Below are 19,231 nucleotides of genomic sequence, written 5' to 3'. Positions count from 1 at the left end.
AAAACTATTTTTCTACCCCAGATTTTCCAATTTTCAGTAGATGGTCATTTTCCCATCCTTGACTTCTATCATAACCGCGCCTTTGTCCTGGGTAGAATAAATCTGCGTTCCCCTTTCCTTAAGACGAGAAAGCGTCTCCTGATGGGGATGCCCATAGCTGTTCTGCTCCCCTGCGGATATGATAGCAAATGCCGGTTGAACACCTTGAAGGAAGAGTTCGCTCGTAGAATTCCCGGATCCATGGTGTGCCACTTTCAGCACCTCCCAAGTCCGGGCCTGCTCCTTTCTTGTCAGGCGTTCTGTCAGCAGTTCTTCCCCATCCCCTTCCACGTCCCCGGTCAGCAGCATATCGAACTTCCCGCTTGAGAGGGATAGAACCATGGATGCCTCATTGCCTGGCAAAATATCATCTCCTTTTGCCGGCTGTATGCAGGATAAGGACATATCCTTCTCCTGGATGCCTTGTCCCGGTCCTATTGCCGCCACTTGTATCCCTGCCCGGCCCGCCATATCGGCAAGACTGCAAAGAGCCTCATCCCACACCTCCCGCATCGGCAGTACCAGGGTGCCTATCTCTATGCCGATCCTTCTGCGCTCAATGAGGTCTGCCACGCCGTTTATATGGTCGCTGTCACCGTGGGATATCAGGACATAATCCAACTTCCCCACTCCACGGGATTTGAGGAATGGCTCTATCCGGTATTGCCCTACCTTCTTTATATCGCTGCTTCCTCCGTCAATCAGATAGGTCCCGCCAGCCGGGCCTTGGATGAATATCCCGTCTCCCTGCCCCACATCCAATATCGTCACCGACAGTCTTCCTGCTTCTCCGAACCGGAATGTCAGTATGAAAATTCCGGCGGCAAGGGCAAGCAATGGTATGATTCTTATCCTGCCCGCAGTTTCCATTCCGGAGGCTTTCTTTTTTTCTTTCCGGCGCAACCGCCTAAGGAATACCAGGGCTGCCGCCAGCAAGATATAGTAAGCCGCGATCTGCCACAACCGGGGCTTTCCTGCAATCATACGCGCCCTGGGTATGCCCATGCCAATCTCACAGCATTTCTCATAAAACCAGAGAATTGCCTTGCATATCTTAAGCCCAAAGACGGCTATAGGAATGCCTGCCGCGTACGCCGCGCTTCCCAGCAAGCCCAGGAACAGCATGGCAGACATCAAGGGGATTACGAACAGGTTCAGGAGTAGGGAATAGGACGGAAATTCAAAGAAATAGAATAACATGGCAGGAAGTATCGTAAGGTTGATGCTCACGCTTGCCCAGAATCCTTGCACCGGCAGCCCCTTGAAGATGGGGAGGACGATGATCACGGCAAATACCGCGCCAAAGGACAGCCAGAAGCCTCCGTCATACAGGCTAAGCGGCCTCCATAAAAGGACAGCCGCAGCAGCTGCCGCAAGCGCTGTAGGCGGGTCATAATGTCGTCCCGTCATATCCGCGCCCACCCGGAATAAGAACATGACCAGGGCACGGACAGCGGATACCGTAAACCCGATCATCATGACATATAGGACCAGAAGCAGAATGCCCGCAATGCCTCCTGCCGTATAGGAGCCTGTCATCCTTCTAAAGATTCGGTACGCTCCGATACCGATAAAGGACAGGTGAAGCCCGGAGATGGCCAGGATATGCCCGATTCCGCTCGCCTGATACAGTTCCTTCGTGTCCGGATCCATCTCCGACTTTTCTCCCAGCATCATTGCGCTTAGGACATTGCCATCCTTCTCCCCCAAGGCCTCGATCAGGGCCTTCTTCCACTGGCTGCGGAATCCGGCCAGCCAGTCCCTGATCTTCCAGACGGAGTCGTCCGCGACTTCCACCTCTTTGGCCCAGGCCAATCCATGTATGGCCTGTCTCTGATAATAGAGTTTCTGGTCAAAGTTCCCCGGATTGCGGGCATTTTGGAAAAAGGACAGTTCTCCTGTAGCCCTTATGGCATTGCCTATATGTATCTGTATTTCGGGATCTGTATATAGAATAAAATTGGGTTCTTGAAACGACTGTTTCTGATCTTTTTGAATTTGTAAAATAGAATTATTCTTTAGATAGACTGCCTGATGCTTCTCTTTTTTCTCAATCTTATATGCCTGGCCCGTAATGGCAAGCACCTCTCCCTGCTTCGCGTGTATTTCCAGCGGGGAGGGCCGCAGTTGGCGGATCAGCGCGCTGCCTCCCGCGAAAACGCTTAAGATGACCCCCGCCAGCAGTATCAGGCATGTACATAACAGCGGCCTGTTTTTCATTTTCCACTCTCCTCCACAATATCCAGGTCTCTGGACAAAGGCTTGCTTAGATCAATGCTGTCCATATACTTGATATCGGATTCTCCATTGATGGATATCTGTACCCTGCTGGAATTGCCACCGTCTATCACCGAATTGACAATGGAATACACCGTAAGCCTGGGATTTAGCACATAGGCGTTGTTGAGAAACCCTTCATCCAGGTTCACATAGCAGATGCTGTCTTTTAACGAAACCCCCAGAACTTTCGTTTCCGGCGGAATCGCCGGCTTTCCCTTATCCGATGAGGGCCCCTTTATCAACTGCTCCACGATCAGTTTCTCGATGGAGATATTACTATTATACCGGACGCTTACATCCTCCCTCACCAGTTTATCGCCCTTGTCATTGGCAAAATAAAGGCGCAGTTCCCCCTGTTGATAGGAATGCAAAGACGAGCCCGTATTCTGTATAAAATCTTCGGCCCGCATGTATCCGATCAGGTTTCCGTTCCTGTCCGTAAGCGGCTCATCCTCTATGAAAAAGTCTATATAGTCGACGCCGGCAATCTGTACCAGCGTCTGGACTACCGCCGCTCGAAGCAGCACTTCAGATGCCAGCGGCATATCCTTATAGCTCCCATTAAAATGAAGATCCAGCTTGGTATCATTCAGCGTCCAGTTCTTGATGCGTACCTCTTTGGGGAACACGCTTTTATAATCTATGGAGTCGGGCTCTTTTTTCATTGTTTTCAGCACATCTTTAATCTCATCCTCCACAGAATCGCCTTTGAACTCATAGGATTCCTTAACCAGCCCCGTGCCTTTCTGGTTCACATAGTACAGATACGTGCCGGAGCCATCCGGCTCCTTTCCCTTTCCGCACCCGGCAAGAAGAAGGACACACAGCGTTACGCACAGGCTGGACCAAAATTTGTTTTTCATACCTCTTACCTCCGAACTATGATACATATGTCAATGGGATACGTATGGTAAATGTAGTTCCTTCCCCCAGCTGGCTGTACACCTTGATGGCTCCTCTGTGCATCAAAACAGCGCTTCTTGCAATGGCCAGTCCCAGCCCGGTTCCGCCGATCTCCCTGGAATGAGACTTGTCCACGCGGTAAAATCTCTCGAAGATATGTTCCGCCGATTCTTCCGGAATTCCGATTCCGGAATCCGCCACCTCGATGTAGCAATACTTATGATCCGCATTCAAAGATACGTGGATCCAGCCATCATCTTTATTGTACTTGATGGCATTTTCCACCAGATTGGAAATTGCAAGAGACAGCTTCATCTCATCTACTTCTGCAGTGACCGGCCTGAAACTTTCAAATACCACTTCAATATTCCGGGTTGCCGCGATTGGACGCAGCCGCTTCAGGATCTTTTCTACCAGGGTATTCATATTCTCCGACTTAATATTCAGCGTATTTGCCGTCTTGTCCATCTTAACCAGAGACAGCAGGTCATTGATGATCTTATTCTCCCTCTCGATCTCTTCGGATAAGTCTCCCATGAATTCCTTATACAATTCGGCCGGAACATCTTCCTGCGACAGAAGGGAATCTGCAAGTACCTTCATGGATGTAAGAGGCGTCTTCAGTTCATGGGACACATTGGAGACGAATTCATTCCTGGAATCATCCAGAACCCTCATCCTACCCAGCATCTTATTGAATGCGTCTGAGATCAGCTGTGTCTCAGTATAGGCATTTTCATGGAGATAATTGTCATCGTATCCTTCCGTCACAGCCGATATAGAACGCGTGATGCGCTGGAAGGGCTTCACCATAACAACCCCCGCAAGAGATGCCAGCACCAGGATTACCACTCCTATGGTAATGCCAACAATGCTCGCCTTTCCATCCAGGACGGCAAGGCTGTCCACGATGGTATCCGTAGAAACGCTGACCAGCATGACTCCGGTGACATCCTCCGTATTTCCATCCAGGATTGGCGACGTCACCTCAATATACTTGTTTTTTGCATCATAATTACTGGTGCCCTTTCCTTGAAAGCACTGGATGACATCTTCCGACACGATGGTCTTTCCCTTATCCATATCATATGTATCTTCAGCAATTCGGAAATCATTTGCGATGACCATGACTCGTCCATTGTAAATATTGGACAGCTGAACCAGCTCGCTTTTGATCACTTCGGATGTAATACCGTCCAAGTAACTGGAATTACTCAGCTGGTTACATAGAATTGTACATTGATTCTGTATCTCTGCAGTCCGTACATCTACTGCCCTTTTCTCATAACTGTTCAGAATCACCGCCTTCATGATTATCCCGGGAATAATCCCTGCCAGCATAACCAGAAGGATAATCCGAAAGCGGAGACTCCTGAATACCCTGTGTTTAAAATACTTCCTAACCCCTGAAATAATAACCAACTCCCCATTTTGTATAAACGTACTTCGGATCGCTCGGATTCGTCTCTATCTTCTCCCGCAGCCTCCGGATATGTACGTCCACTGTTCTTGCATCTCCCGGATACTCATAGCCCCATACGATATTCAGCAGATTCTCCCGGCTGTATACCTTATTCGGATTCATAGCCAGCAGTTCCAGCAGGTCGAACTCTTTGGCCGTCAGATTAATTTCCTTCTCGCCAATGAATACCCTTCTGCTTTCACAGTCTATCTTCATATCTCCCTTGATAATAATCTTGTCATTCGGCTGGGCTTTATCTCTCTTACTGGTACGTCGCATGATTGCCTTGATACGCGCCTTGACTTCCAGGATGTTAAACGGCTTTGTTATGTAATCATCCGCCCCATACTCCAGGCCCAGTATCTTATCCATGTCATCTCCCCTGGCAGTCAGCATTACAATCGGAACATCGGAAAATTCCCGGATCTGCTGGCACACTTCAAAGCCATCATGCTTTGGCAGCATAATATCCAGAAGTATCATATCATATGCATTCTCTTTCGCCAGTTTCAGCGCCTCTTCCCCATCATAAGCGCAGTCAACCTCCATTCCATCCTGCTCCAGGCTGAAACGGATGCCTTTTACGATTAGTTTTTCATCATCCACAACCAATACTCGTCTACTCATTACATATCTCCCTTATTAAATCTTGATCTGGTCTTTGATTTTGTTAAATACGCCTTCCTTGATTCCTTCTACTTCCATTAATTCCTCTATGCTCTGAAAGCCTCCGTTCTCTTCCCGGTAGCGGATGATTGCCGCTGCTTTAGTCTCTCCGATTCCAGTTAAGGTCATCAGCTGCTCTTTGGCTGCTGTATTAAGATTAATCTTTCCATCGGATGCCTCAGCCGGTTCTCCCTCTCCAGATACTCCTTCCTTTAACGACTCTTCTATAGAAGGAACGTAAATCTGCTGCCCATCCTTGGCCTCCTGTGCCTGGTTCAGAGATTCTGCCGCCGCACCTTCCTTAAGCCCTCCAGCCGCCTCAATCGCCTCATACAGCCTGCTGCCTGCCGGGAGGCAGTATACGCCCGGTTGATTTACCTCCCCGCATACATGTACATAGATATCTTCGTTTTCCTCGATGGCGCTATCTTCTGTCTCTTCTTCTTTTTCTTCGGCAACGCTGCCTTCTTTTGCCTCCGACAGTTCCACAGTCCTGGCATCCTGTTTCCCGGAACATCCGGCCAAGAGGACCGCCATCATTAAACCGATAGTAAAACATATCATTTTTATTCTATTTCTATGCATAAAAAACTCCTTTACAGTCTGTCGAAACTGCAAATCCCCCGATTATGCCTAGATAAAGTTATTGTACTATTTCCATTGGAAAATTGCAACTCCAATCAGTGCAATCACCATGCCGATTATCTTGCGCCATTCCAAAGGCTCCTTATCCACGCCGAACAGGCCAAGAAGCTCTATCACATAGGCGACGATCAACTGTGAAATGACGATGAGAAGTGCCGCTTTGGCAGGCCCCAGCTGCTCCATGCTCTTAATTACGGTCCAGGTAATGCCTGCCCCAATGACGCCTCCTAAAAGGACGTATTTCGGCTCTACTTTTGCCAGGGTAGTAACACTATCCCTCCCCGCGATCAGCCATGCCACCAGGCACAGCGCAAATGCGCTCAACTGCACCCATGCATTGCTCACCCACATGCCTGTCGTCTTTGTAACCTGTGTATTAAATACTCCCTGGACGCTCATCAGCGCCCCGGATAAAAGCGCAATAAAAAAACCAATCATCAGATATACCTCCTACATTCCTGTAGATAGTATATCCAATGATTGTTTTTTTATGTCTATAGCACTTTTGACAATTTATCGATCATTTCATCCACATGCTGCTTCTCTATCACAAGAGGCGGAACCAGACGGATCACGTTTCCCCTGGCGCTGATAACCAGAAGCCCTTCCTTAAGCGCGGCGTTTGTTACTTCTCCTACGGGCTTTGATATCTCGATTCCCTGAATCAGGCCTTTTCCTTTTCTCGCGATCACGCAGTCTTTTTCCTGCACCAGCCTCTCCAGCTGTTCTGCCAGATAGGCGCCAATTTCCTGCACATGGGAGATCATATTTTTCTTCTCAAAGATTTCTATCGTCTTGCTTACTGCCATGCAGGCCAGCGGATTTCCCCCATAGGTCGTTCCATGATCCCCAGGCTCCAGAGAAAACTCCGCCACCTCTTCCGTCATGGCAAATGCCCCTACCGGCATGCCGCTTCCGATAGCCTTGGCCATAGCGATAATATCCGGCTTAGTCCCATAAGACTGGTAGGCAAACATAGCGCCGGTCCGTCCCATGCCGCACTGAATCTCGTCGCAGATCATCAGTATGCCTTCATCGTCGCAAAGTTTTCGGATTCCGGCCATGAATTCTTCTGTGGCAACATTAATTCCACCTTCTCCCTGGAGAGGCTCTAAGATAATCGCGCAAGTCTGACTGGTCACCAGAGCCTTGACGCTGTCAAGGTTATTGAATTCTGCAAACGACACGCCCGGAACCAATGGCTCGAAGGGTTCCCGGTAAGCATCGCTTCCCGTCACCGACAATGCGCCCATGCTCCTGCCATGAAATGAATTCTCCATTGCAATGAATTCATACCGCCCGGTCTGCTTTTTATACGCGTATTTCCTGGCTGCCTTCAGCGCGCCTTCAATGGCCTCTGTCCCGCTGTTGGTAAAGAATACCCTGTCCATCCCGCTGATACGCTTCAGTTCTTCTGCCGCATGTCCGCAGGTCGTATTATAGTATAGGTTGGAACTGTGAATCATCTTGTCTATCTGGCTTTTCAGGGCATCATTTAATTCCTGGCAGCCATATCCCAGGCCGGATACAGCTATGCCTCCTGCAAAGTCCAGATATTTGCCGCCTTTTTCATCGTAAAGATAGACTCCCTCCCCCCGGTCCAGCACCAGCGGAAAGCGATTATAAGTGTGCACAAGTCCACTGTTTGTTTCTTCTATATATTTATTCATTTCTATTCTCCGTGATAATATTTTTCCTCAGTATCATTTAAAATTGCCGTCCCGATTCCTTTGTTGGTGAATATCTCGAGAAGCAGGCAGTGAGGAATTCTTCCATCCAGGATATGCACCCTGGAAACGCCGTTCTCGATGGCATCGATACAGTTCTGAAGCTTCGGGAGCATTCCGCCTCCGATATAACCTTCCTCCATCAGCTGTTTGCCTGCTGATACTCGCAGTTCCGAGATTAGGGTATCCGGATCCTTCGGATCCTTATATACGCCCTCGATATCCGTAAGGAATGCTAGTTTCTCCGCCTTTACCGCTCTGGCGATGGCACACGCGGCATCATCCGCATTGATATTATATGTATTAAATTCATCGTCCAGTCCCACCGGGCATACGATTGGAAGGAAATCCTTCTCCAGAAGGTCATAAAGGATATCTGCATTCACCTCTTTGACATCCCCCACGAATCCGATGTCCTCGCCATCTGCCAGTTTCTTTTCCACCTTCAGCAATCCGCCGTCTTTTCCGCTGATTCCAATCGCGCGCACGCCCAGGCTTTCCACCAGCTGTACCAGGCTTTTATTTACTTTCCCGAGAACCATCTCGGCCAGTTCCATCGTCGCTTCATCCGTCACCCGCAGTCCGTTGACGAATTCCGGCTCCATGCCTACCTTGCCAACCCACTTGCTTATCTCCTTGCCGCCGCCGTGTACGATGATCGGCTTGAATCCTACCAGTTTCAGCAGAGTCACATCCTGGATGACATGTTCTTTGAGTTCCTCATCTATCATGGCGCTTCCGCCATACTTCACCACAATGATCTTCCGGTTGAATCTTTGGATATATGGCAGGGCTTCAATCAGCACCTCCGCCTTATCCAGATATTTCTGCATTGATTGATTCATGATATCTTCGCCCCCCCTATTTTTCGCATCAGCTTCTGTAGTCTGCATTGATCTCGATATAGCCATGGGTCAGGTCGCATCCCCATGCGACTGCTTCCTCCGCTCCCATCTTCACATCCGCGATAGCGGTAACCTCAGGCTCGGAAAGAATCTTCGTGGCTTCTGCCTCGCTGTAGTCCACTGCTGTTCCATTTTCGATGATCTGGATCTTTCCTGCCTTGCTCTCAAAGAACAGATCTACCTTCTCCGGATCAAACTGCGCTCCGGAATATCCCATCGCGCAGAGGATTCTTCCCCAGTTAGCGTCGTGACCGGCGATTGCCGTCTTGGTAAGGTTGGAGCATACGATGGATTTAGCAAGAGTCTTGGCCTGCTCCACGCTCTCGCAGCCTACGGCCTTTACTTCGAACAGCGCCGTGGCTCCCTCGCCGTCCCCTGCGATCTTCTTGGCCAGATACTCGTTGATGGCATGAAGGGCAAGCGCGAATTCTTCGTACTCCGGGCTTCCATACACAATCTCCGGATTGCCTGCCAGCCCGTTTGCCAGCAGAATCACCGTATCATTGGTAGAAGTATCCCCATCTACGGATATCATGTTGTATGTATCATCCACATCCCCGCTTAACGCCTTCTGAAGGGTCTCCTTGGCAATCACGGCATCCGTGGTAACAAATGCCAGCATGGTGCACATATTGGGGTGAATCATGCCGGAGCCTTTCGCCATGCCGCCGATGGTCACCTGCTTGCCTCCTACTTCTATGACAGCTGCCAGTTCTTTCTCGCAGGTATCCGTTGTCATGATAGCCTTGGCAGCCTCTGTGCCATTCTCCAGCGTATCATTCTTCTTTCCAGCCAATACATCGATGCCCGCGGTCAGCTTATCAATCGGCATCTGTTTCCCAATGACTCCGGTAGAGCCTATGAGCACACCGTCTTCAGGGATATCCAGAGCCTTGGCCGCAGCCACGGCAGTGTCCTTGCAATAGCCAAACCCTTCTGCTCCTGTGCATGCATTGGCAATTCCGGAGTTTACCACGACCGCCTGAACCTTGGCGCCGCTTCCGACTACCTGCTGGTCCCATTTGACCGGCGCAGCCTTTACGACATTCTTCGTAAATGTGCCAGCGGCCACGCAAGGCGCCTGGCTGTAGATCAGCGCCATATCTGTCCGATCCTTATACTTGATTCCTGCTGCCGTGCTTGCTGCTTCAAATCCCTTTGCCGCGGTAACCCCGCCTTTTATGATCTCCATAACTTTCTTCCTCCTTATATGCGGCCTGTTATTGTTCATTAAATGCCGTAATATTCTTTTCATTCAGTACAAAATCATAATAATTCAGATCCAGCCTCTCCGCCCATCCAATCGTGTTCCAGAAGGTATTGCCCACATCATTTTTTGTAAATGCTATGAGGCATACCTTATTGATCTGTTCTTTTTTCAACTCTTCCATAGCCTTTACCACCATGGATTTTCCGATTCCCCGCCTCCGGTAATCTTCATCCACGCAGACATGGTACAGACAGCCCCTTCGTCCGTCGTGCCCGCAGAGAATGCTCCCAACCACCTTCCCATCTTCTACCGCTACAACGCTGGTTGTTGGATTCCTCTTAAGGAAGCGCGCGATCCCCTCTCTGGAGTCATCTACGCTTCTTAGCCCGAACCCGCGGATCTTGGTCCACAGCGCATATACTTCATCGTAATCTTCAATCGTCATTGTCCGTATCATAAGCCACCTCTATGGGAACATTGGAACAAGTTCCAGTCCTTCGCTTTCCGGAAGGCCAAACATCAGGTTCATATTCTGTACCGCCTGGCCGGCCGCTCCTTTTACCAGATTATCGATGGCTCCCATCATAATGATGCGGTTCGTCCTGGGGTCTATCTTAAAGTTAATGTCCACGTAGTTGCTTCCTTCCACCCACTTTGTCTCCGGACATATGCCTTCATCCAGCACGCGTATGAACTTCTCTTCCTTATAATATTTATCATAGACTGCCTTTACTTCTTCATAGGTTGTCTGCTTTGTAAGCGTTGCATACTCGGTTGCCAGAATGCCCCGGTTCATGGGGACAAGATGCGGCGTAAAACTGATCCGCACATCCTCCTTCGCCGCATACCCCAGCTGCTCCTCAATCTCCGGCGTATGCCTGTGGCTTGCCACTCCATAGGCCTTGATGTTCTCGTTTACCTCACAGTAGAGATTCCCCACCTTGGCGCCTCTTCCCGCGCCGGATGTCCCGGACTTTGCGTCTATGATCAAGGTACTCATATCGATCAGCCCTTCTTTGGCCAGCGGATAGGCAGTAAGGATCGAGCAAGTCGTATAGCAGCCCGGATTGGCAACCAGCCTTGCGCCTTTGACATCCTCCCGGTTGATCTCGCACAGGCCATACACGGCATCTTCTATAAATTGCGGGCTTTTATGCTGGATTCCATACCACTTCTCATAAGTATCCACATCCTTGATCCGAAAATCAGCGCTTAAGTCCACGATCTTCGTATCAGCCAGGATGGCTTCGCTGATCACGGAAGCGCAGAATCCTTGCGGCGTGGCGGTAAAGATGACATCTGCCTTCTTTGCAAGTTCCTCCATATTGTCATCCAGACATTTGGCGTCCACGATCTGGAACATGTTCTGGTATACATCCGCGTACTTCTTATCTATGTAGTTTCTGGAGCCATACCATACGATTTTTGCATCCTTGTGCCCCATCAATATCCTTGCCAGTTCGCCGCCGGCATAGCCTGTAGCGCCTATAATTCCTACCTTAATCATCTATTTTATATCCTCCTGAATGTATTTATAACCATGCACCTGTAAGTATTATACCACTTTTTTACAAATGTCCAGGTACAGTCCAAAATTAAAGTACTTGCATAATTATACATCCAATATGAATAATATGCAAGTACTTTTTTGGGGGGAATTCAAATATGCTGCTTAAGGACGTATCTGTCCATTGCCAAAGATAATGTATTTTGTCGTTGTAAGCGCCTCCAGCCCCATGGGCCCTCTGGCGTGAAGTTTCTGGGTGCTGATTCCAATCTCAGCCCCGAAGCCAAACTCATGCCCGTCTGTAAAGCGCGTGGATGCATTGACATATACGGCTGCCGCATCAATCTCGTCCTGGAACTTCAGCGCGCTGGCATAGTCCCTGGTAATAATGGACTCTGAGTGACCGGTATTATACTGATTGATATGGGAAATGGCTTCCTCAATCCCGGAGACAACCTTAAGGGATATGACTGCGTCCAGATATTCCATTCCCCAGTCTTCTTCCCCTGCCCGGATCATTCCTTCTTGGATCTGGCATGCCCTGTCATCTCCGCGTACCTCCACCTGCTTCTGCCTCAGCCGTTCGTAGATTGCAGGTATTGCCACAGGCGCAATCTCTTCATGGACCACCAGAGACTCGCAGGCATTGCACACGCCCATGCGCTGCGTCTTTGCATTGTCGATGATAGATACCGCCATGTTAATATCCGCCGTTGCGTCCACGTAGATATGGCAGTTGCCAGTTCCTGTCTCAATCACGGGTACCGTGCTGTTTTTCACCACGTTTGCGATCAGCCCCTTGCCTCCCCGCGGGATGAGCACATCGATATACTCATTCATCCGCATCATCTGGGTGGCCACGTCTCTGTCCGTATTCTCCACCAGAAGCACCGCATCCTGGGGCAGCTGCTCCTTCTTAAGCCCATCCTTAATCACTTTTATGATTGCCTTATTCGATCGGATTGCATCCGAACCGCCTCTTAAGATGGCCACATTCCCAGTCTTAAAGCAAAGTCCAAAGGCATCTGCAGTCACATTCGGCCTGGATTCATAGATGATCCCCACCACTCCAAGAGGCACCCTTCTTTTGCCAATCTGCAGTCCGTTGGGCCTTACTTCCATGGTGGCAGTCTCTCCGATTGGGTCCTTTAGTTCCGCTATCTGCTCCAGCCCGTCCGCCATGGCATTGATCCTTTGATCCGTAAGCAGCAGCCGGTCGATCATAGCTGGCTTCATTCCTTCCCCTTTGACTCTTACCACGTCTTTCGCATTTTCCCTGAGCAGAAAAGGCGTCTGCATCCGCAGTTCTCTTGCCACAGAACACAGTCCTTCATTTTTCTGCGTCTGCTTTAAGAATTGAACCTTGGATGAAGCCTCTTTTGCCGTCCTACCAATCTCCTGCATGTAATCCATATGCCTGTCCTCCTGTACTAATCTGGCTGCCAATAACATTCCCTGCCAGTTCTTTGTTTATGCCTTCCTTTTTACGTCTCTTTGCCTGCCTGCGGAATTGCTCGCGAACCGGCGCCAGTTCATTTCCTGCCATATCGCCTCTGTCCTTTGCCAGGAACAGCGTCCCTACTTTCTTTCCTGCCATCACGTCATTGATCGTATAGATATTATCTCCATTGGCAATCACCATATCCGCGCCGGAGTGTGTCGCGATCTTTGCGGCTTCTATCTTGGTTGCCATTCCTCCGGTTCCAAGTCCGGTTCCAGATCCCTTCCCCATCTTTTCCAGTTCCCCGTCTATCTTCCCTACCGTATGGACGAATCGTGCGTTTGGGTTCTTCTTTGGATCATCCGTATACAGCCCCTCGATGTCCGACATCAGGATCAGAAGGTCTGCATCTACCAGAGACGCCACATACGCAGCCATTGTGTCATTATCCCCAAAGTTTCCATACAACTCCTCGTCTACGGATATCGCGTCATTCTCATTTACGATAGGCACCACGCTCATTGCGGCCAATTCATCAAAAGTATTCCTCGCATTTTTCTTGCACTCTTCATTGGTAATAGACTCTTTCGTCAGAAGTACCTGTGCCGTAAGCTGGCTGTACTCTGCGAAGAGTTTTTCGTACATCATCATGAGCCTTCCCTGCCCTACCGCCGCGCAGGCCTGGCGGATTGCCTTCTCCCTTGGCCGTTCGGAAAAGCCCAGCACATTCCTTCCGATTCCCACGGCGCCGGAAGACACTACGATGACTTCTTTTCCTTTATTTCTAAGATTGATCAGTATCCTTACGAATTTTTCCAGCTTGTCCAGATTGATATTGCCTGTCTCAGGATAGGTAATGGTCGACGTCCCTATCTTGATCACAATCTTTTTCTTATCTTTTAAATCCTGCCTGTAGTCCATGATTTTTCTCTCCTCTGCTCATATAAATGCCTGTCGTCTTTCCTGCATGATCGGAGCAAAATAAGCAAAAAAAGAAACAGAAGCATATGCCACACTTCTGTTTCTCTATATTCCGTCTATTATCTATGCAAATATAAAGCGACAAGTACAACGTATCCTATCTTCCAAAAACAATATTGAATTTTATGCCAAATACACCCCAAGGGGATTGGGGCGGCACGGCACAAAAACAACACTGTCTGTAGAAGGCAGAGCAGAGTATGCGTTATTTATGATGCTGTCATTATTTATGATGTATGAACTTTTCATAATAACTACTCCTTTTTGTGTATAGTCGTTATTTAGTATCCCATTTTCTAATAATTTTACTCATGTTTTCATCTTTGTCAAGTAATTTTTCATGATTAAACAATTTTTTACTCTGAAACAGGCTTCCTTTTATTTCTTTTCCTAGCAGTTTTCTCTACTTTTAGAGGCACGTCCTGATACCTGTATATGCTTAGCAGAAGCCCAAGAAGCACGTAAGTCACCAGCATCCCATAACCTCCATAAGTTATGAATGGACAATAGACGCTTCCTGCCGGAAGCACCCCCGTATTAATAAGGATATAAAACAGCAGCTGGGCGAACAGCACCACAGAGCATCCGCACCCCATGATCATTCCCAGCTGATTCTTCTGCTTTAACGATACCTTCAGGAAGTACAGGAACAGGACCGTCATCAGCGTTACAAGAAGCACGGCTATGAGAATTCCATAGCAGGACGCAACATAGCCAAGTACATAGTCACTGCCATCTGGAAGCCGCGCTGCCTTTCCATATCCTCGGTTCCCGTTTCCAAGAAGCCGGCTGTCAGACAGCAGCTGCCTTATGGCGTATATCTGTGATCCTTTGGCTGCCTCTCCCGGGTGCAGCATGGCCTGCAGCCTTGAACGCTGATATGCCGGGCCGCTTCCAAGAAGCCGCAGACAGAACAGGATTGGAATCAGAAGCGCTGACAGCCATAGAATGCCAAGCGCCGCCTTGCGGGATACGCAAAACCAGTTCTTATATATAGCAACTGACAAGACTGCCATGAACGCCAGAAAAAGAATAAGCACCGCTTCCAGACTGGGTATCTTAAGGGCGATCAGAAGCGCCGGGGCCATCCAAAGAAGACCTTTTACAACTGCTCTTTTCCCCTCTCCGCGGTATCGGCATAATACAGCCCCATACAGGGGAACAAAAAGGAATACCAGCATTTTTACATTCACATGATATCCATAGATAACGGTGACAGAGCCATTTACTGCTGTCCCGAAGGCTGTCACGCCCAGAAACAGAACTATAAAAGCCCCCAGCATGATCTCCTTTGCCCATCGCCCGATCCTGCTGTAGTCTGTATAGCACACCCCTATCATCAGGACAAATCCCGCAACTACCCAGCCTCCATAATGTATTGCGCTTCCCACCACAAAAGTCATGTCGCTAAAGTTTCTTTGCAGCAGATTCAGGATTATAAAGCCTGCAATGCTAAGCGCGCCAATCAGGCCGATCATTCTCCAGGCCATCCTGGGCCGGTGGATGCTATCCAGCAGGCTACCCGCTTCCACTGGATCTCCCATCTCCTTTACAGCGGCCTCCTCCGCTTCCTCAGCGTCCATCCCCTGGCTTATATAGGCATGCTTCTGCTCGTCAATATGTCCCAGCATCTCTTCAGCGATCGCCGCCCTGGCTTTCGCGCAGCGAATCTGATCCGTCAGTTTATTCAAATATTCTTCCGCCTTCATGCCATCCCTCCTTGTACGCTCAATACATCCACGACAGCCTTGGAATATGCCATCCATTCTTCTTTTTTCTGCTTCAGGATCTTCTTTCCTTCTTTCGTAATACTATAATATTTTCGTATCTTCCCTCCCTCTTCTTGTTCGTAAGATCCAAGATATCCTTTTTCTTCCATCCCATGCAGAAGCGGGTACAAGGTTCCTGCCTTCAATTCAAATACGTTGTTCGATTTTTCACGCAAGGCTTCAATCATCTCATAGCCATACATATCCTTTTCTTCCAGCAGTTTCAATATCAGCATTGACGTGCTTCCGGACACCAGACTTCTATCAATCGCCATATCGTTTCTCCTTTCCAATTTATTTTGGCAGTCTATATATCGACTATCTATATAATACATAGACTGTCGATATATGTCAAGCGGTGCCCTTACATTTCTTCTGGAGATTTATTCATAAAGGCTGCATATTTTTTACTTTATATTCAAATCACATGCATATATTGTATATTTTTTACTTTTTCGCATTTTATTCTTGCATATTTATAAAAAATAGTGTATAGTATGTTTTGCGATTGACAATGATGCAGTTATGAATTTTAAAAAAGTCAAATAAAGATTCTATATTAGGAGGATTTACACATGAAAGAGAAAGTTGTATTAGCATATTCAGGCGGACTGGATACCACAGCCATTATTCCATGGCTAAAGGAAAATTTTGATTACGAAGTCATCTGCTGCTGCGTAGACTGCGGACAGGGTGAAGAATTAGACGGGCTGGAAGAGCGGGCAAAACTTTCCGGCGCATCCAAGTTATACATAGAAGACATCGTCGATGATTTCTGCGACAACTATGTTGTTCCTTGCGTACAGGCACACGCTGTATACGAGAACAAGTATCTTCTGGGTACTTCCATGGCACGTCCCGCAATCGCCAAGAAACTGGTTGAGGTTGCAAGAAAGGAAGGCGCCAGCGCTATCTGCCACGGAGCTACTGGAAAAGGAAATGACCAGATTCGTTTCGAGCTTGGCATCAAAGCCCTTGCTCCTGATCTTAAGATCATCGCTCCATGGAGAATGACGGACGTTTGGACCATGAATTCCCGTGAAGAGGAAATTGCGTACTGTAAGCAGCACGGAATCGACCTTCCGTTCGATGCAAGCCACAGTTACAGCCGTGACCGTAACTTATGGCACATCAGCCATGAAGGCCTGGAACTGGAAGACCCGGCAAACGAGCCAAATTACGACCATCTCCTTGTATTGGGCGTAACGCCTGAGAAAGCGCCGGACGAGGGCGAGTATGTTACCATGACCTTTGAAAAAGGCGTTCCTAAGAGCATCAATGGAGAAGAGATGAAAGTCTCCGATATCATCCGCAAGTTAAACGAACTTGGCGGCAAGCACGGCATCGGTATCTGCGATATCGTAGAGAACCGTGTCGTAGGCATGAAGTCCCGCGGCGTATACGAGACTCCTGGCGGAACGATTCTCTATGAGGCCCACCAGCAGCTGGAGGAGCTGGTGTTAGACCGCGCCACCTATGAAGTAAAAGAAGAAATGGGCAACAAGCTTAGTCAGATCGTATATGAAGGAAAATGGTTCACGCCTCTTCGCGAGGCAGTGCAGGCATTTATTGAAAGCACTCAGGAATATGTGACCGGAGAAGTAAAATTCAAGCTTTATAAAGGAAATATCATCAAGGCTGGAACCACATCTCCATACTCCCTGTACAGCGAGTCTCTGGCAAGCTTTACCACCGGAGAATTGTACGATCATCATGATGCGGAAGGGTTCATCAATCTGTTTGGACTGCCATTAAAGGTTCGCGCCCTGAAGATGCAGGAAGTTGAAAAAAGCCAGAAATAATCCTAAATAGAATCCCACTATACATAAGGCGGGCAGTTCATAAATCGAACTGCCCGCCTTTGCCATGCTTTATATGTACTTTAAAATCCGCTCCACATTTCCACCCCATAGTTTATCCAGCTGACGTTCCCCAACGCCCGCCTTCTTAATCGCATCCCATAGTCTTTCCATCTGCGATATATCCGGAACCTCCATAACCTTCATTCCGTCAAAACCGTCAAAATCCGTTCCAATTGCAGGGAATTCGCTTCCTCCTGTCCGGATCATATGAAGAATGTGAGCCACCATCTGGTCAATTCCTGACTCTTCATCGTTTCCAAGAAACGGGCCATAAAAGTTCAGGCCTGCAACGCCTCCTGCGTTTGCCAGCCTCCGTATCATCTCATCCGACAGGTTCCTGGGATGGTCCGCGATTGCCCGGCAATTGGAGTGGGACGCTACCACCGGGCCCTTTGCCGCATATTCCAGCACATCGCGGAACGTGCCATCCGACGCATGGGAAAGATCTATGATCATTCCCAGCTCATTCATCCGACGCGCCACCTCTATCCCGAAGGGCTTCAGCCCCTGCCACATCACGGATGCGTCCTTGCTGGCGGGATATCCGATGCAGTTTTCATAATTCCACATAAGCGTCATCAGCCTTATGCCGCTTCCATACAGATCTTCCAGACGCTTCATCTGCCCATTCAGGATTCCGCCTTCTTCCACCGTCAGAAATGCGGATATCCTTCCTTCTGCTGCGTTATTCTCCATCTCCGCATATGAACGGGCCATGGATATCTCCCCATCATACGCAGCCAGTTGGGAATTCATATAGGCAATCATCTCAAATACATGTTCATATGCCTTATCATACCCTCCGTTGGACTCATAATCTTTTATATAGGTGAAGCATGCAAAAAACTGAGCCTTGGATCGCGCTTTTTTCATATAAGGGATGCTTATGCTGCAGGCATTTTCCATCAGATCCCCTTTCTTATCCAGATCCATCAATTTCCACAAAGTATCGCAGTGCATATCGATTAGTTTCATAATTACCAGCCTCTTTTCATACTTTCATAGTAACATTTGTCAATTATAAGTATACTCCGTTTGCGTATAAAATGAACATTATTTTGAAAGGATGAGCCATATATGAACCCTATCATCGGAATCGTAGCGTGCGGATCCACGGACCAGCGCCAATTCGTGCCGCAGACTTATATCAGTGCCATTGAAGATGCCGGAGGCATCCCAGTGATCCTTCCCTGTACCAAGGAAGATGAGGCATATCCTCACTATGGGAAGATCTGCGACGGATTCCTGTTCTGCGGAGGTGATGATGTAAGTCCGCTCCTGTTCGGCGAAGAACTACAGACAGATCGTGGCAGGACGGATACCCGTACGGATATCTTCCACCTTTCCTTCATGGAATATGCCCTCAAGACCAGACTTCCAATCCTAGGCATCTGCCGGGGCATGCAGATTCTTAATATTGCTCTCGGCGGAACCATCTTCCAGGATCTTGCCTTACGTCCGGCATCCTCCCTAAACCATATGCAGTTATCTGAGAGCCGCGCGGACACGAGCCATAAAATCACGGTCTCACAAAATAGCATGCTATATAATATTCTCGGAGACTCCGCGTGCGTTAATAGTTTCCACCACCAATCTGTTCATACGCTGGGAACGGACCTTAAAATTACTGCCATCGCTTCTGACGGCGTCATCGAGGCGGTAGAATCTGTAAGCCGCCCTTTCGTCCTCGGCGTACAGTGGCATCCGGAATGCATGTACCAGTCCATGGAGCCTATGCAGAAGTTGTTCCATGCTTTTTTAAAAAAAGCCGCAGATGCAAAGAATCTACAGTATATTTTCTCCGACTTAGGGACAAAATAATCTTGAATCCAAA

At 48.5% G+C, this 19,231-nt stretch carries 18 protein-coding genes; 2 read left to right on the top strand and 16 right to left on the bottom strand.

The genetic code is table 11. The annotated features are described in order from the left end of the window. Positions 1-33 precede the first annotated feature (33 nt). The 15 genes from HDCHBGLK_RS11665 to HDCHBGLK_RS11595 form a co-directional block, all read right to left on the bottom strand. On the bottom strand, positions 34-2,259 hold the full coding sequence (locus HDCHBGLK_RS11665) for a DNA internalization-related competence protein ComEC/Rec2 (RefSeq protein WP_004606997.1): 2,226 nt from the start codon (positions 2,257-2,259) through the stop codon (positions 34-36). Beyond that, positions 2,256-3,182: a GerMN domain-containing protein gene (locus HDCHBGLK_RS11660; RefSeq protein ID WP_039909700.1), complete on the bottom strand. Its 927-nt coding sequence runs from the start codon at positions 3,180-3,182 to the stop codon at positions 2,256-2,258. Before HDCHBGLK_RS11660 ends, HDCHBGLK_RS11665 begins: the two co-directional genes overlap by 4 nt. 16 nt (positions 3,183-3,198) lie before the next feature. After that, positions 3,199-4,533 (bottom strand): sensor histidine kinase, encoded by a 1,335-nt coding sequence (locus tag HDCHBGLK_RS11655; RefSeq protein WP_009248099.1) that lies wholly within the window; start codon positions 4,531-4,533, stop codon positions 3,199-3,201. A gap of 88 nt (positions 4,534-4,621) precedes the next feature. Then, on the bottom strand, positions 4,622-5,311 hold the full coding sequence (locus HDCHBGLK_RS11650; RefSeq protein ID WP_004607000.1) for a response regulator transcription factor: 690 nt from the start codon (positions 5,309-5,311) through the stop codon (positions 4,622-4,624). Positions 5,312-5,326: 15 nt separating this feature from the next. Next, on the bottom strand, positions 5,327-5,935 hold the full coding sequence (locus tag HDCHBGLK_RS11645) for a helix-hairpin-helix domain-containing protein (RefSeq protein WP_004607001.1): 609 nt from the start codon (positions 5,933-5,935) through the stop codon (positions 5,327-5,329). A 66-nt stretch (positions 5,936-6,001) separates the two neighbouring features. Further along, positions 6,002-6,433 carry a DMT family transporter gene (locus HDCHBGLK_RS11640; protein ID WP_004607002.1) on the bottom strand — a complete coding sequence of 144 codons (432 nt, stop codon included), beginning with the start codon at positions 6,431-6,433 and terminating at the stop codon, positions 6,002-6,004. A 56-nt stretch (positions 6,434-6,489) separates the two neighbouring features. After that, positions 6,490-7,665, bottom strand: coding sequence for an aspartate aminotransferase family protein (locus tag HDCHBGLK_RS11635; protein ID WP_004607003.1), 1,176 nt, complete (start codon positions 7,663-7,665; stop codon positions 6,490-6,492). 2 nt (positions 7,666-7,667) lie between these two features. Beyond that, complete coding sequence (gene argB, locus HDCHBGLK_RS11630; protein ID WP_009248102.1) at positions 7,668-8,567, bottom strand: acetylglutamate kinase; 900 nt, start codon at positions 8,565-8,567, stop codon at positions 7,668-7,670. Between the two features lie 28 nt (positions 8,568-8,595). Continuing rightward, positions 8,596-9,819, bottom strand: a complete 1,224-nt coding sequence (gene argJ, locus HDCHBGLK_RS11625; protein ID WP_009248103.1) for a bifunctional glutamate N-acetyltransferase/amino-acid acetyltransferase ArgJ — start codon at positions 9,817-9,819, stop codon at positions 8,596-8,598. A 28-nt stretch (positions 9,820-9,847) separates the two neighbouring features. Continuing rightward, positions 9,848-10,294 (bottom strand): GNAT family N-acetyltransferase, encoded by a 447-nt coding sequence (locus tag HDCHBGLK_RS11620; protein WP_039909702.1) that lies wholly within the window; start codon positions 10,292-10,294, stop codon positions 9,848-9,850. A 9-nt stretch (positions 10,295-10,303) separates the two neighbouring features. Then, entirely contained in the window at positions 10,304-11,344 is a 1,041-nt protein-coding gene (argC, locus tag HDCHBGLK_RS11615) for an N-acetyl-gamma-glutamyl-phosphate reductase (RefSeq protein WP_004607007.1), read from the bottom strand. Between the two features lie 165 nt (positions 11,345-11,509). Then, on the bottom strand, positions 11,510-12,757 hold the full coding sequence (locus HDCHBGLK_RS11610) for a glutamate-5-semialdehyde dehydrogenase (protein WP_004607008.1): 1,248 nt from the start codon (positions 12,755-12,757) through the stop codon (positions 11,510-11,512). Then, positions 12,732-13,706 carry a glutamate 5-kinase gene (gene proB / locus HDCHBGLK_RS11605; RefSeq protein WP_004607009.1) on the bottom strand — a complete coding sequence of 325 codons (975 nt, stop codon included), beginning with the start codon at positions 13,704-13,706 and terminating at the stop codon, positions 12,732-12,734. Before proB ends, HDCHBGLK_RS11610 begins: the two co-directional genes overlap by 26 nt. 416 nt (positions 13,707-14,122) lie before the next feature. Beyond that, positions 14,123-15,475 carry an FtsW/RodA/SpoVE family cell cycle protein gene (locus HDCHBGLK_RS11600; RefSeq protein WP_004607011.1) on the bottom strand — a complete coding sequence of 451 codons (1,353 nt, stop codon included), beginning with the start codon at positions 15,473-15,475 and terminating at the stop codon, positions 14,123-14,125. Continuing rightward, entirely contained in the window at positions 15,472-15,810 is a 339-nt protein-coding gene (locus HDCHBGLK_RS11595; protein WP_009248109.1) for a PadR family transcriptional regulator, read from the bottom strand. The genes HDCHBGLK_RS11600 and HDCHBGLK_RS11595 overlap by 4 nt, the downstream gene beginning before the upstream one ends. Before the next feature lie 300 nt (positions 15,811-16,110). On the opposite strand from HDCHBGLK_RS11595, the gene HDCHBGLK_RS11590 reads away from it, so the two are divergent. Continuing rightward, a complete protein-coding gene (locus tag HDCHBGLK_RS11590) occupies positions 16,111-17,337 on the top strand; it encodes an argininosuccinate synthase (protein ID WP_004607013.1) in 1,227 nt (408 codons plus the stop codon). 69 nt (positions 17,338-17,406) lie between these two features. On the opposite strand, the gene HDCHBGLK_RS11585 is transcribed toward HDCHBGLK_RS11590, so the two are convergent. Beyond that, on the bottom strand, positions 17,407-18,372 hold the full coding sequence (locus tag HDCHBGLK_RS11585; RefSeq protein WP_004607014.1) for a dipeptidase: 966 nt from the start codon (positions 18,370-18,372) through the stop codon (positions 17,407-17,409). 102 nt (positions 18,373-18,474) lie between these two features. Between HDCHBGLK_RS11585 and HDCHBGLK_RS11580 the strand changes: the two genes are divergently transcribed. Next, the gene (locus HDCHBGLK_RS11580; protein WP_004607015.1) at positions 18,475-19,218 is read left to right on the top strand and encodes a gamma-glutamyl-gamma-aminobutyrate hydrolase family protein; all 744 of its coding nucleotides are present in this window, start codon (positions 18,475-18,477) and stop codon (positions 19,216-19,218) included. The last annotated feature ends 13 nt before the right edge of the window (positions 19,219-19,231 follow it).

It is taken from the genome of [Clostridium] scindens ATCC 35704 (genome assembly GCF_004295125.1).
Classification (GTDB): Bacteria; Bacillota; Clostridia; order Lachnospirales; family Lachnospiraceae; genus Clostridium_AP; species Clostridium_AP scindens.
This window is presented reverse-complemented; position numbering and strand designations above follow the sequence as displayed.

Bases quoted from the DNA above. Each gene is read 5' to 3' on its own strand.
- HDCHBGLK_RS11600 (WP_004607011.1), bottom strand. From the start codon at position 15,475: ATGAAGGCGGAAGAATATTTGAATAAACTGACGGATCAGATTCGCTGC.
- HDCHBGLK_RS11665 (WP_004606997.1), bottom strand. From the start codon at position 2,259: ATGAAAAACAGGCCGCTGTTATGTACATGCCTGATACTGCTGGCGGGG.
- argJ (WP_009248103.1), bottom strand. From the start codon at position 9,819: ATGGAGATCATAAAAGGCGGGGTTACCGCGGCAAAGGGATTTGAAGCA.
- argC (WP_004607007.1), bottom strand. From the start codon at position 11,344: ATGATTAAGGTAGGAATTATAGGCGCTACAGGCTATGCCGGCGGCGAA.
- HDCHBGLK_RS11635 (WP_004607003.1), bottom strand. From the start codon at position 7,665: ATGAATAAATATATAGAAGAAACAAACAGTGGACTTGTGCACACTTAT.
- HDCHBGLK_RS11650 (WP_004607000.1), bottom strand. From the start codon at position 5,311: ATGAGTAGACGAGTATTGGTTGTGGATGATGAAAAACTAATCGTAAAA.
- HDCHBGLK_RS11580 (WP_004607015.1), top strand. From the start codon at position 18,475: ATGAACCCTATCATCGGAATCGTAGCGTGCGGATCCACGGACCAGCGC.
- HDCHBGLK_RS11660 (WP_039909700.1), bottom strand. From the start codon at position 3,182: ATGAAAAACAAATTTTGGTCCAGCCTGTGCGTAACGCTGTGTGTCCTT.
- HDCHBGLK_RS11620 (WP_039909702.1), bottom strand. From the start codon at position 10,294: ATGATACGGACAATGACGATTGAAGATTACGATGAAGTATATGCGCTG.
- HDCHBGLK_RS11595 (WP_009248109.1), bottom strand. From the start codon at position 15,810: ATGGCGATTGATAGAAGTCTGGTGTCCGGAAGCACGTCAATGCTGATA.
- HDCHBGLK_RS11655 (WP_009248099.1), bottom strand. From the start codon at position 4,533: ATGAAGGCGGTGATTCTGAACAGTTATGAGAAAAGGGCAGTAGATGTA.
- proB (WP_004607009.1), bottom strand. From the start codon at position 13,706: ATGGACTACAGGCAGGATTTAAAAGATAAGAAAAAGATTGTGATCAAG.
- argB (WP_009248102.1), bottom strand. From the start codon at position 8,567: ATGAATCAATCAATGCAGAAATATCTGGATAAGGCGGAGGTGCTGATT.
- HDCHBGLK_RS11590 (WP_004607013.1), top strand. From the start codon at position 16,111: ATGAAAGAGAAAGTTGTATTAGCATATTCAGGCGGACTGGATACCACA.
- HDCHBGLK_RS11585 (WP_004607014.1), bottom strand. From the start codon at position 18,372: ATGAAACTAATCGATATGCACTGCGATACTTTGTGGAAATTGATGGAT.
- HDCHBGLK_RS11610 (WP_004607008.1), bottom strand. From the start codon at position 12,757: ATGGATTACATGCAGGAGATTGGTAGGACGGCAAAAGAGGCTTCATCC.
- HDCHBGLK_RS11640 (WP_004607002.1), bottom strand. From the start codon at position 6,433: ATGATTGGTTTTTTTATTGCGCTTTTATCCGGGGCGCTGATGAGCGTC.
- HDCHBGLK_RS11645 (WP_004607001.1), bottom strand. From the start codon at position 5,935: ATGCATAGAAATAGAATAAAAATGATATGTTTTACTATCGGTTTAATG.